Genomic DNA, 13,216 nt, shown 5'->3' with positions numbered 1-13,216 from the left:
AAGCAGATGAAACAGTGAGTTATGATGAAAAAATCATCACACCTACATTTTTTAGCGAGTTTCGCATGAAAAGAGAGCAACTGATCGCCTTTATATGAGAAACTCATTGACGATTTGGTGCCAATACGGTTTAATGCGCCCCGTTGCCCGGATAGCTCAGTCGGTAGAGCAGGGGATTGAAAATCCCCGTGTCCTTGGTTCGATTCCGAGTCCGGGCACCATTATTCATAACCTGTTTGTTAAGAAGTAAGATTTTTAACAGGCATGACAAAGTACCTGAATCATCATCGTAAAGTAGGCTGTAATCGCTACACCTTGGTTGAACATAGAGTACGAAGAAACCGAAGAGTGCTAATGCATCTTCGGTTTTTTTATGTCGATTCTTTGCAAAGATTGGCAGTTTTTTATCGTAACTGTCAATTTCCTATTCAAGGAAAACGGTAATTACTGCTTTCAATGCTTAAAATATCTTAAAACCATTTTCTAATCTGAAAAAACCTCTTCCTATGCCAATCTTAGACTGTCTATACTCCCTTCAATATATTCCAGAGTAACCGCGACACTTGAATGCCCGAGCAAAGACTGAACTGCTTTCAGATTACGATCCGATGATTTCATCATCTCAGTAGCGATAGTATACCGAAATCGATGTGAGCTAATCGTACAGCGGCATTCAACTGAAAGTCTGCGGAAGAAAGAACGTAATGGTGGATTATCCATATTTTCAGTGACAGACTCTTTTCTCCCGTCAAACCGACTGATATTGAATAACTGATCCATCTGATTAGCCCCCTTGTCTATCGTCGCTGCAACCAGCCGCTCCAGTCTCGGACGTAACACTCGGACTATCGGTACCCGATGTTCTTTATGATTTTTCGAGGCTTCTGGTCGTAAATTAATCCATCCCTCATCGAGATTTATCTATTATCCCGACACACTCTTTCCGCTCCCTTGCGTCCATTACCAGATATATTTTTTTATTTCAGATTGAGTTAGCGTTTTTTTCCGTTTTACATCGGGTCTGGCGATAACACCATTAAATGGATTTTCTTTATGTGAAACAAAATCATGTAAAAGTGCATGATTAAAAATAGCTCTCATATGAGCTACTTTATTGTTCCAAGTGATAGATGAGAGTTCCTACTCATTTAAAACATACCGTCGCCAGTTCAATACAATTAGCCGACTCACTTCACCAGGCAACAGATGATCTCCGGTATAACGTCTAAAGGAATTGATTACCTTGCGATAACTCCATTCAGTTGCTGGCCTCAATGACTTACTAAAAAAATAGTCCTGAAGAATATCGTCATAATTAGCCGAAGTCATTTCTATCTCCATATAGATTTATTGAATGCCTTATTAAATATCTATTTATTAGCTGACAGCCACTTACTGTCATTGGGAATAATCCCATGAGTGAAAATAAGAGTAAGCGGGATCATATAACCGAATATTTTGATAAATCGGCTATCCTTTTTTTCATTTTCATATTTACGGTAAATATAGATACCCTTACCGTTACGATAATGATGACGGTTTAGTGCAATGATGTGATGGACGCTCCTCCCTAACATAGCCAATGTCATACTTTTACTGACTGCATTAATCTGGGAGTAACATCACATGAACAAGATCAGAGTTGTTGGTATCGATATTGCCAAATCTGTTTTTCAGGTATGTGTCAGGATGGTTGATGGCTCCGTTGCCTGGAACAGAAAAATATCGCGTCAGAAATTGCTGGATACGCTTCGCCAGTTTGAGTCGGGTACTCTAATTGCGATAGAAGCCTGTTCAACCTCTCATTTTTTGGGGGGAATCCTCAGTTCTATGGGGTATTGCGTAAGACTCATACCTGCTCTGCATGTGAAAGCGTTTGTCAGAAGCCAGAGGAATAGCTGGCCATTATTGAGCAGTACCTGACCGGTGGTTAAGATCGCATAATTAGCATTGATAATGACAGACACTAAGTAGATAGTATATTCTAGTAGCCTTCCAAAATTCGAATCCTATAAGCCATGGTTTCAGTAAAACTTCACAACGGGCAGACATTCAGTTCCGAGCTTGGCACCTCACTGCTGGACAGTGCCAAAGCAGCAGGCATCACCTTGGAATACAGCTGTCGCACGGGTCGTTGCGGCGTGTGCAAAGCCACCGTACTCAGCGGTAATACTGAAGCCCACAGGGAAGAAACATCACTGACTACCGAGGAAGTTGCAGCCGGAATAATTCTCACCTGCTGCCGCCATGCCATAAGCAATGTAGAGATTGATGCCGAAGACATTGGCGCTCTGGGCGACGTCGAGGTCAAAACTCTCCCTTGCCGCATCGATACGATCACCCGTCTGACCGATAACGTTGTGGAAGTGATCTTGCGGGTTCCTCCCGCCAGCAAGCTGCATTACCTTCCGGGTCAATATCTGGACGTGATCGGTGATGGCGGTCTGCGCCGCAGCTACTCTATTGCCAATGCCCCACGCGCCGACGGCAAACTGGAACTGCAGATCCGCGAAGTCAAGCAAGGCGCGATGTCAAGCTACTGGTTCGGCAGCGCCAAACCGAATGACCTACTTCGTCTTGAGGGCCCACTCGGCACCTTCTGCTTGCGAGACAAAGACGCCAGCACAATCGTGTTTCTCGCTACCGGCACCGGCATTGCGCCAGTGAAGGCGATGCTTGAGCAACTGCTAAACAACCCGAATCTGGCAGCAGGCAAGAAAATTCTCATATATTGGGGCGGGCGTACCGTAGGCGACATTTATTGGGTTCCCCAGTTAGAGGGCCTGAACGCGGTGTTTATTCCGGTATTGTCGCGAGCCAGCGCGGACTGGCAGGGGCGTACAGGCTATGTACAGACCGTCCTGCTGGATGATGGAATCGACCTCACCCAGGCGGTGGTTTACGCCTGTGGTTCGGAAAACATGATTCATTCCGCCCGTGAAGCATTGATTATTGCGGGGTTACCTGTCAAACACTTTTACTCCGATGCATTCGTGAGTTCGAACTAACAAGGAACGGTTATGAAAGCGGTCATTCTAGCAGGTGGGCTCGGCACGCGTTTAAGCGAAGAGACCGGTACGCAGCCCAAGCCTATGGTTAAAATCGGCGGCAAGCCGATTCTGTGGCACATCATGAAAATGTACTCCTCCCACGGCATCAATGATTTCATCATTTGCTGTGGTTACAAGGGTTACATCATCAAAGAATACTTCTCCAATTACTTCCTGCATACGTCAGACATCACGTTCAACATGCGCGAAAACACCATGAAGATTCACGACCAGCGTGCTGAAGACTGGAATGTGACGTTGGTCGACACGGGCGAAACGTCGATGACCGGTGGTCGCCTTCGCCGAGTGGCAGACTATGTGCGCGATGATGAGGCTTTTTGCTTCACCTACGGCGATGGCGTGGGAAGCATGGACATCAGCGCTGCCATCGCCTTCCATAAGAGCCACGGCAAAGCTGCCACGCTCACCGCGACCTTTCCGCCAGGCCGCTTTGGTGCCCTGGACATCAGTGAAAGCCAGGTTCTGAACTTCAAGGAAAAACCTAAAGGCGATGGAGCCATGATCAATGGCGGCTTCTTCGTACTTTCTCCTCAGGTGCTGGATTACCTGGAAGGGGACAGCACGGTCTGGGAACAGGGCCCGCTGATGAGCCTCGCCGAACAGGGCCAACTGATGGCCTTTGAGCACCCGGGCTTCTGGCAACCGATGGATACCCTGCACGACAAAAATCTGCTTGAGAAGTTGTGGCAGAGTGGTCACGCGCCTTGGAAAATCTGGGACTGAGAACGATATGAAAGCTTCTGTCTCCGCTGACTTCTGGAAAGGCAAAAAGGTTTTTCTCACCGGCCATACTGGCTTCAAGGGTAGCTGGCTAGCTTTATGGCTGCAGGGCATGGGTGCTCAGGTGAAAGGCTTTGCCTTGGCACCGCCAACTACGCCGTCACTGTTCGAACAGGCACAGGTTGAACGGAGCATAGAGTCGCAGATAGGCGACATTCGCGACCTGCATGCCGTTACAGAGAGCATGGTTACCTTCAATCCGGACATCCTGATTCACATGGCAGCTCAACCGCTGGTTAGGCTGTCGTACCGTGAGCCTGTCGAAACCTACTCCACCAACGTCATGGGCACCGTTCATGTGTTGGAGGCCGCGCGTAAGTGCCCCGGCCTACGTGCCATCGTGAATGTCACCACCGACAAATGTTACGAGAACCAGGAATGGGAATGGGGCTATCGCGAGAATGAGCCCATGGGTGGCCACGATCCGTACAGCAACAGTAAGGGCTGTGTGGAATTGGTCACCAGCGCTTACCGCAACTCGTTCTTCAATGCCGAACACTCTGCTGCGCTGGCCTCGGCGCGCGCCGGCAATGTAATCGGGGGGGGCGATTGGGCCGACGACCGGCTGATTCCGGACATCCTGCGTGCTGTCGAACAGAGCAAGCCCGCTGTCGTGCGTAACCCGAAGGCCACCCGCCCTTGGCAGCACGTACTTGAGCCGCTAAGCGGTTACCTTGTTCTGGCACAGCACCTATGGGAGCATGGCCAGTCATTTGCTCAGGGCTGGAACTTCGGTCCTCGCGACGAAGACGCTCAACCTGTCGAATGGATACTCGATCACATGGTGCAGGCGTGGGGGGATGGCGCTAGCTGGCAGCTTGACAGCGACCCGCAACCGCACGAAGCACGCTATTTAAAACTGGACATATCCAAGGCCCGCACTCACCTGAAGTGGGAACCAACATGGGACCTGGAGACGACGCTGACTCGCATCGTCAACTGGCATCGCGCCTGGTTGCAGAGCGATGACATGCATGCCCGTTGCATAGAAGAAATCAATAGCTACATGGCAGCCATGCCACTGGCACCTAACCGATAATTAGCTTGAACAGGAAATACTATGACCCCCGATATGCTCCGTCAGGAAATCAGCCAGCTCGTTGAGCGCTACGCCCAAACTGCCTTGGCGGCTAAACCTTTTGTCGGGGGCGAAACCGTCATCCCTCCATCAGGTAAAGTAATCGGCGTACGTGAACTGCAACTGATGGTTGAGGCCTCGCTGGACGGCTGGCTGACCACTGGTCGTTTCAACGCTGAATTCGAGAAGAAACTGGCTGCGTTCCTTGGCGTGAACTACTTGCTGACCGTGAACTCAGGTTCTTCGGCCAACTTGGTTGCGTTCAGCACCCTCACTTCACCGAAACTAGGTGATCGTGCAATCAAAAAAGGCGACGAAGTCATTGGCGTCGCTGCGGGTTTCCCGACTACCGTCAACCCGATCGTTCAGTTCGGTGCGATCCCTGTGTTCGTCGATGTTGAAATGAACACCCACAACATTAATGCAGACTTGATCGAAGCGGCCATCACGCCGAAGACCAAGGCCATCATGCTCGCTCACACCTTGGGCAACCCATTCAATCTGGGCAAGGTGAAAGCGTTGTGTGAAAAGTACAACCTATGGCTGGTCGAAGATTGCTGTGACGCGCTGGGCGCGACATACGACGGCAAGATGGTCGGCACCTTTGGCGACATCGCCACTCTCAGCTTCTATCCTGCCCACCACATCACCATGGGTGAAGGTGGTGCAGTGTTTACGAACAACGCCCAACTGAGACTGATCGCCGAATCATTCCGTGATTGGGGCCGTGACTGCTACTGCGCGCCAGGTTGCGACGACACCTGCGGCAACCGTTTCGGACAGCAGTTCGGTAGCCTGCCGCAAGGTTACGATCACAAGTATGTGTACGCACACTTGGGCTACAACCTGAAAATCACTGACATGCAAGCCGCCTGCGGCTTGGCCCAATTGGATAGCGCGCCGAAATTCATCGAGACCCGCAAGCGTAACTTCAAGCTGCTGAAAGAGCGTTTGGCCAGCCTCAGTGCCTTCTTGGAAATCGCCGAGCCTACACCTAACAGTGAGCCATCTTGGTTCGGTTTCCCGGTTACCTTGAAAGAGACTGCTGGCGTCAAGCGTGTAGATTTGCTGAAGTTTCTTGATCAGAACAAGATCGGTACCCGGCTTCTTTTCGCAGGCAACCTGACTCGCCAGCCGTACTTCCATGATGTGGAATACCGCGTGGTGGGCGAGCTTACCAACACAGATCGCACCATGAACCAGACCTTCTGGCTTGGCGTGCAACCATCGTTGGGCCAGGAACATTTCGACTATGTTGGTGAAAAACTGGAAGAGTTCTTCGGGATCGGTTTCTAACTTATGAAAGCATCGGATGCAGTAGCAAAAGTCCTAGCGGACACCCAAGTCATCTATGGTTTTGAGCTCATCGGTGGAATGATCACCCATTTGGTGGACAGCATTAACTTGCTTGGCAAGACCAGATTGGTATCAATGCACCATGAGCAAGGCGCTGCCTTCGCTGCATCTGCTGTCGCACGTGCGACGAATCACAAGGTGATGGGCGTGGCATTGGGCACTAGTGGCCCGGGTGCCACGAACCTGATCACGGGAATTGCCGATTGCTGGTTGGACAGCCACCCGTGTCTGTTCCTGACCGGCCAGGTCAATACGCATGAGCTCAAAGGGGAACGGGCCATCCGTCAACAGGGTTTTCAAGAGCTCGATAGCGTCGCGTTGGTGAGCAGTATCACCAAGTATGCTCATCAAGTCGGGCACATTGATGAACTGATCCCCTGCTTGCTCAAAGCGATTACCATCGCTCGAGCAGATCGCCCAGGCCCTGTGTTGCTGGACATACCCATGGACATCCAGCGAGCCGAGGTGGACGACGCGGTATTGGATGAATTATTAAGCGTCTGGGCCTATGAGTCTTCGTTGGCCTCGGAGCAAAGCGCCCCGTACGACGATGTATGGGCGTTGTTGGAAAAAGCGCAGCAACCAGTGTTCCTTATTGGTGGCGGCGCAGTGAATATGCCAGGGTTCAGCCAATGGTTGGGCGAGGTCAGTAAACTAGGCATCCCTCACGTCGCAAGCCTTAAGGGTGCAGAGAAACTCCCCGCCAGCGGGCATTACCTTGGAATGCTCGGGGCCTATGGCACCAGAGCGGCTAATTATGCAGTGCAGAACTGCGACCTGCTGATAGTGTTCGGCAGCCGCATGGATGTGCGCCAAACTGGCGCAAAGACGGAAACCTTCGCGCACAATGCGCGCATTGTGCAGTTCGACCTGGACGCTGCCCAGTTGGATAACAGGGTAAAGGCACAACAGTCGATCAATGCTAACCTTGAGGCGGTATTTGCCTCATTCGTCAACTATGCTCCAAACCTTCGATCCGCCCCCACTGCTTGGCAAGCGCACCTAGCGCAGGTGTTCGAGCAGTCGTTCAAGGACGAGTACACGGACTGGAGTATCAGCCCTTTCGAATTGTTCAGTACCCTCAACGAACTGACTGAAGGTCAAGCGCTAGATTACGTCGTTGATGTGGGCAACAACCAGATGTGGGCCGCGCACACCTTGCGCCTAGGCTCTCGTCAGGCCATGCACCATTCCGGCGGCCTGGGTACAATGGGCTTTGCCATTCCCACTGCAGTGGGTATCTGCATCGCTGGCGGCAAGCCAGTTGTGGTGATTACTGGTGATGGCGGCGCCCAACTGAATATCCAGGAGCTGGATATCATCGCCCGTGAGCGTCTCCCCATCCTCACTGTGGTATTGAACAACCACTCCCTGGGCATGGTACGAGGCTTTCAGGAAATGTACTTTGAGGGTCGTAACTCCTCAACTTACTGGGATGGCTACACATCGCAGTTCCAGGCACTGGGTGCTGCCTATGGCATCGACTCGCGGAGCTTGAGCGACCTGGAAACCTTCAAGGCAGCGGTGTCTGAGTTTCTGGCGAATGGAAAGCCGATGCTGATTGAGGTGTTGATGCCAGATGCGCGGGAGTGCCGACCACGTCTGGAGTTCGGCCGCCCCATCAACGAACAGTCGCCGCTACTGGAACTGGGTCAATGAAACTCGCCATCCTGGGAGCGAGCAGCCATATCGCCAAGGACCTGATAGCCAGCATCCCGTCGACGACTTATCAGTGCACCCTGTTCGTCCGTGCGACCAGCACGTTGGATGCCGAGCTTCAAGAGACTGCGGCGCGCAAGGGATTTACCGTCGTCACCTACGACAGCTTTGATGATAGCGACCAGTTCGATGCGATTATCAACTTTGTTGGCGTAGGCGATCCGGCCAGAGCGTTACAAATGGGCCAAGCCATTTTTACCGTCACCGAACACTATGACAACCTTGCTTTGGCCTATCTGCGCAGCCACCCTGAGTGCAAATACATCTATCTCAGTAGCGGCGCCGCCTATGGCTCCAATTTTACAGCCCCGATCACCGAGACCTCGACTGCAGTTTTTCCAATCAATACCCTGTTGCCCCAGCACTGGTATGGCGCTGCCAAATTCCAGACCGAATGTCGCCATCGAGCACTGCCGGATGCGGCTATCGTCGATGTTCGAGTATTCAGCTATTTCAGTCATCGTCAGGCGCGCGAGGCACGGTTCTTCCTTAGCGATATCCTAAGGGCACTGCATGCAGGGACGGTTCTGGAAGTTGCCCCGGACGACATGCTGCGGGACTACCTTACCCCGGCTGACTTCATGCAGTTAATCGACCGAATACTGCAGGCTCCTGCATGTAACAGTGCTGTGGACTGTTACAGCCTCGCGCCCGTAGGGAAATTTGAGTTGCTCGCAGCTTTGGGCGAGCAGTTCGGCCTGAACTTTACGATTGTAGGTAAGCAGCCCCAGGTGAATGCCACAGGCCAAAAGACTCATTACTATTCGTACAATCGCAAGGCCGAGCAATTGTTCGGATATGTGCCCGCCGATTCTTCGCTGAGCGGTGTGATGTATGAGATCAGGCAGGCGCTGTATGCAGAAGGCTGAAAAAGCATGCCCACGGATTAGCGCACTTCTAGAGGTAAAGCTGGTCCGTTTTTTGTTGGTGGGGGTGATGAATGCGGCGTTCGGCTACGGCTGTTTTGCTGCCTTTCTCTACCTCGGTCTGCATTACAGCATGGCTCTGTTACTGGCCACGATCCTCGGCGTCTTGTTCAACTTTAAAAGCATCGGTGCCTTGGTGTTTGGCTCGAAAAAAAATAGTCTCATCTTCCGTTTCGTGGCCGGGTACACCGTTGTCTACGGTGCCAACGTAGCAGGTATTGCTGCGCTTACATCACTGGGCGCGACCCCCTATCTAGCTGGCGTCGCATTAATTGTGCCGATGGCTCTACTCTCATTTGTCATTAATAACAGGTATATATTCAATCATGCGTAAACTCATCAGCATAGTGACACCTTGCTACAACGAAGAAGCCAATATTGATGAACTTTACCAGCGCATCGTCGACGTTATGGTACGCCTTGATTACGATTATGAACATATCTTCATCGATAACTGCTCGACTGATAACAGCATCGTCAAGTTGCGTGCATTGGCTGCCCAAGACAAGCGGGTAAAGCTCATCCTGAACGCGAGAAACTTCGGCCATATCCGCTCGCCGTACTATGCTTTGCTTCAGGCTCGGGGCGACGCCGCAATATTGATTGCCTCTGACCTACAAGACCCGCCCGAAATGATCGAAGAGTTCGTGAAAAAGTGGGAGGAGGGTTTCAAGACAGTCATGGCGGTGAAACCGGAGAGTGAAGAGTCGCGCCTAATGTTCATCGCACGCCGTATCTACTATCGCTTCGTCACGCGTATCTCCGAAGTGCCATTGGTGCAGAACGCCACAGGAGCGGGTCTATTCGACCGGGCCGTTCTGGACATACTGAAGAAGATTGACGACCCTTACCCGTATTTCCGTGGTCTGCTGTGTGAGATAGGCTTCCCGATCGCGACCGTGCCATTCAAGCAGCCGCGGCGCATGCGTGGCATAACCAAGAACAATTTCTACACGTTGTATGACATTGCCATGCTGGGTATTACCAATCACTCCAAAGTGCCGCTACGGTTGATGGTGATAGGCGGCGCAATGCTCGCAGGGTTCAGCCTGTTAGCCGCATTTGGGTTCTTGATTGCGAAGTTGGTATTCTGGGACTCATTCCAAATGGGTATCGCGCCATTGCTCATTTCTCTGTTCTTTTTCAGCTCGGTACAGATCCTGTTCTTGGGAATGCTTGGGGAGTACTTGGGCTCGGTTCACACTAAAATCCGCAATATGCCGTTAGTCATCGAAAGCGAACGCGTGAATTTTGACTAACTGCTCTGGGGAATGCATTGAAATCTATAATTAAACCAATTACATATAGTGATACTAAAATGAGCGCTTATCCAACATGGCGGATGACGTTTGCCGCCGACTGGAAGCTGATAATCATCGGGGCGATTGCGACTTTCTTCCTCGCAAGCATTTTCATGAGTGGCCTACCCGACGGCTTGATGCCCAACCTGACAACCCCCTATGCCTATGCGGGTGATGGATTGTTCCATGCCTGGATGGCGCAAAGAGTCACGGAAGGCTGGCTATTCGATAACGTCCGAAGTGGTTATCCATTCGGTTCAAGCTTCCTGGATTTCCCAGGTTCAGATTCGGGCGCTCACTTATTGATCAAAGTATTCGCTTTGATGAGTGGCGGCTGGGTGGGGGGAGTGAATCTATTCTTTTTATTTGGATTTGCTTCCTGCTTCGTTGCCACCTACGTGACCGCTCGGGCTTTCTCTCTGAATCGCAGCTTTGCCGTGGCGATGAGCGTCCTTTACACATTTGTCCCCTTCCACTTCCTTCGGTTAGGGCATCTTTTTTACACTTGGTATTTTGTCGCCCCGCTGTTTTTCTATCTGGCATTAGATATATACCTGACCTGCGGGCCTACCTATTACACCGGACTTAAATCGACGCTTCGCAAACTCGTGGCGTCCGCTGCAGGCATGCTGGTTCTCGCCTCCTTTGGAGTGTATTACGCTTTATTTGGGGTGATTATTCTCGCCACAGCCGGTGTCATGAGCGCTATCAAATCTCGACGCTCCCACGGTGCGAAAAAAGCGGCGCTACTCATCAGCGCAACCATTTTGGGTGTGATGTTAAACCTCGCGCCTAACGTGCTAGGGACTTATCAGGACGGTCCTAACCAGGAGATGGCTCAGCGTTCAATTGCCGAATCTGAAAAGTATGGGCTGAAGATGATGCAGTTGTTGATGCCGCGGTTAGACCACCGGATTTCGCAATTTAGACAGGTCGCCCAGAAGTATCATAGTAACCCTTTAACCAACGAAAATGCGACTTCGTCGCTGGGTATCATCGGTGCTGCCGGTTTTATGATGGCGTTGCTTTACCTAATCTTCATCCCTGCACGGACGGGATCCGATGATAAGCTTCGCCTTCTGGCGGTCACAATATTTGTGCTGTTCCTGTTTGCAACTGTAGGCGGCTTAGGTTCGCTATTTGCCATGGTCATTTCCCCGTTGATAAGGGGTTGGAACAGAGACAGTATTTTCATCGCTTGCGGCGCCTTGCTTTTCTTCTTCATTTCGCTCCAGCTTTTATTGCAGAAGAAAGCACCTCGGCTTGCCAATCAGTCGGTAGCCATTGCAGTAGTGCTGATGTTCGTGGGCTTGTACGACCAGACCGCGCCAATCTGCAAAAACTGTAATACGGCCGTTAAGGCTTCGTTCGATAGCGACAGAGACTTTATCCACTCTATCGAACAAGCGCTCCCTGCGGGGGGGGCGGTTTATCAGTTGCCTTACATGGGCTTTCCTGAAACACCGATAATGCACCACTTGAGCAGTTACCAAATGATGGCTGGCGTGCTACATTCGAAAGACCTGCATTGGAGCTACGGCGGTACGAAGGGACGGCCAGGTGATTTGTTCTATCGTGCGCTGGGACAAGAGCCAATATCGCATCAGATTGAGGTCATCCGCAGACTCGGCTTCGATGGCATTTATATTGATCGTCGCGGCTATGCAGACAACGGTGAAGCGCTTATTCAAGAATTATCTCAGTTGCTACAGCAACCGCCGCTGCTTCAAAGTGACGACAAAAAAATGGTGTTCTATAAGCTGGATAACAGCGCGCATCCAGACTTGGCAAGTCTAACACCAAAGCAAATTCAGCGAGAGGCAGGGTATTTTGCAGACGCTCTGGGCCCACGCTACAGCGCAAGCCTGATGAGTGGAATAGACTTTACCCGGGCCGGCATGCCTGACTTTATAGACGACGCCCAAGGTCTTTATAGGCTAGAGCCGTGGGGACGCTGGTCATCCCAACAAGCCGTCTTCAAATTTACCGACCCACTGCCGCAGAAATTCTCTCTTATACTGAAAGCCCGGGCTTTTGGCGCGAATGCTCATGAACCGACTCTCGTCAGGATAGGCAGTCGTGAATACCGTATTCCGCTCACTGCAGCTTTCTCTGAAATCCGTCTGGATGTTGACCTTGCAGGCGAGAGCGCCGATAGCATCACCTTCATCCCACCCAAACCGGTATCGCCTATGCAGCTTACCGGAAGCTCGGATAGGCGGATTCTTGGCGTAGGTTTCGTATCAATGCGAATAATCCAATGACAAAGTCGACTGGACGAATGAATCGGTATTGTTGAGTGTTAGCAGTGTTATCACCAGGAAAACTCTGATCAATCAGCCACGCCAGCGTGGCTGATTGAAAAACTTCATTACATTCAGCGTTGTGTCCGCGAAATTTCCTGCGCGTGCTGAGGATGTTCTGACAAGATCGAACAGTACCGACTTTAACGGTCAACTAAAACCGGATACAGATTTAGGGACATTGCTGTAGTCGACATTCATATTCATTCGGCGATATATTTCCCAGCCGATAATACCGCCTTTTCAGATTATAAATAACTGTCGATGTAATCGATAACATCTGCGATACCCTGGCTTCGGGTGATAGCTTACCCTCTCAGCTTTCAGGCTGCGGAAGAACCTCTCCGTAGACAGTTACCCCTGCAGTTCATACTGCCCATCACTACCGTAGGCTGAGCATAATCCCCATCAATAAGGAGGACCTTGAGACCGGCATCGGCAAGAAAACCGGGCAGATTGGCAGCTTGAGTAGATTTACCCTCACCACCTTTGGTTGAAATAACTGGAATTATATGCACTTAATCACCCGAATTAGTTATTCAGGTGAACAATTACAATTTAATGTTAATTACCTAATTTTATAACGCTTAAACGCAGGGATTGAAAATCCCCGTGTCCTTGGTTCGATTCCGAGTCCGGCACCATTATTCACTTCTTATCATACGTTCTGAATTCAATAAAT

The 13,216-nt window shown here is 50.9% G+C and carries 10 protein-coding genes, 1 tRNA gene and 2 pseudogenes; 11 read left to right on the top strand and 2 right to left on the bottom strand.

What is annotated here, in order from left to right:
- Nucleotides 1-145: 145 nt before the first annotated feature.
- A tRNA-Phe gene (locus tag HU019_RS06850) sits at nt 146-221 on the top strand.
- Nucleotides 222-504: 283 nt separating this feature from the next.
- Here the strand turns inward: HU019_RS06850 and HU019_RS06845 are convergent.
- Nucleotides 505-1,329 (bottom strand): annotated as a pseudogene (locus HU019_RS06845) (tyrosine-type recombinase/integrase).
- A gap of 297 nt (nt 1,330-1,626) precedes the next feature.
- On the opposite strand from HU019_RS06845, the gene HU019_RS06840 reads away from it, so the two are divergent.
- The 10 genes from HU019_RS06840 to HU019_RS06795 all read left to right on the top strand — a co-directional run bounded on the left by HU019_RS06840 (nt 1,627) and on the right by HU019_RS06795 (nt 12,495).
- Entirely contained in the window at nt 1,627-1,923 is a 297-nt protein-coding gene (locus tag HU019_RS06840; protein ID WP_227739219.1) for an IS110 family transposase, read from the top strand.
- Nucleotides 1,924-2,018: 95 nt separating this feature from the next.
- Complete coding sequence (locus tag HU019_RS06835) at nt 2,019-3,008, top strand: FAD-binding oxidoreductase (protein ID WP_174847826.1); 990 nt, start codon at nt 2,019-2,021, stop codon at nt 3,006-3,008.
- A gap of 12 nt (nt 3,009-3,020) precedes the next feature.
- Entirely contained in the window at nt 3,021-3,794 is a 774-nt protein-coding gene (gene rfbF / locus HU019_RS06830) for a glucose-1-phosphate cytidylyltransferase (RefSeq protein WP_174847827.1), read from the top strand.
- 7 nt (nt 3,795-3,801) lie between these two features.
- Entirely contained in the window at nt 3,802-4,890 is a 1,089-nt protein-coding gene (rfbG, locus tag HU019_RS06825; protein ID WP_174847828.1) for a CDP-glucose 4,6-dehydratase, read from the top strand.
- Between the two features lie 21 nt (nt 4,891-4,911).
- Complete coding sequence (gene rfbH, locus HU019_RS06820; RefSeq protein ID WP_174847829.1) at nt 4,912-6,225, top strand: lipopolysaccharide biosynthesis protein RfbH; 1,314 nt, start codon at nt 4,912-4,914, stop codon at nt 6,223-6,225.
- A gap of 3 nt (nt 6,226-6,228) precedes the next feature.
- Nucleotides 6,229-7,944 (top strand): thiamine pyrophosphate-binding protein, encoded by a 1,716-nt coding sequence (locus HU019_RS06815; RefSeq protein WP_174847830.1) that lies wholly within the window; start codon nt 6,229-6,231, stop codon nt 7,942-7,944.
- On the top strand, nt 7,941-8,873 hold the full coding sequence (locus HU019_RS06810) for an NAD-dependent epimerase/dehydratase family protein (RefSeq protein ID WP_174847831.1): 933 nt from the start codon (nt 7,941-7,943) through the stop codon (nt 8,871-8,873). Before HU019_RS06815 ends, HU019_RS06810 begins: the two co-directional genes overlap by 4 nt.
- On the top strand, nt 8,860-9,264 hold the full coding sequence (locus HU019_RS06805) for a GtrA family protein (RefSeq protein ID WP_174847832.1): 405 nt from the start codon (nt 8,860-8,862) through the stop codon (nt 9,262-9,264). The genes HU019_RS06810 and HU019_RS06805 overlap by 14 nt, the downstream gene beginning before the upstream one ends.
- On the top strand, nt 9,257-10,189 hold the full coding sequence (locus tag HU019_RS06800) for a glycosyltransferase family 2 protein (RefSeq protein ID WP_174847833.1): 933 nt from the start codon (nt 9,257-9,259) through the stop codon (nt 10,187-10,189). The genes HU019_RS06805 and HU019_RS06800 overlap by 8 nt, the downstream gene beginning before the upstream one ends.
- Before the next feature lie 59 nt (nt 10,190-10,248).
- Entirely contained in the window at nt 10,249-12,495 is a 2,247-nt protein-coding gene (locus HU019_RS06795; RefSeq protein ID WP_174847834.1) for a DUF7024 domain-containing protein, read from the top strand.
- A gap of 425 nt (nt 12,496-12,920) precedes the next feature.
- Here the strand turns inward: HU019_RS06795 and HU019_RS06790 are convergent.
- Nucleotides 12,921-13,052 (bottom strand): annotated as a pseudogene (locus tag HU019_RS06790) (ParA family protein); the annotation flags it as partial.
- Nucleotides 13,053-13,216 lie beyond the last annotated feature (164 nt).

The sequence above is a fragment of the Yersinia artesiana genome (assembly GCF_902726545.1).
GTDB classification, from domain to species: domain Bacteria; phylum Pseudomonadota; class Gammaproteobacteria; order Enterobacterales; family Enterobacteriaceae; genus Yersinia; species Yersinia artesiana.
Note: the sequence above shows the minus strand (reverse complement) of the source record. Positions and strands in the feature narration are given on the sequence as shown.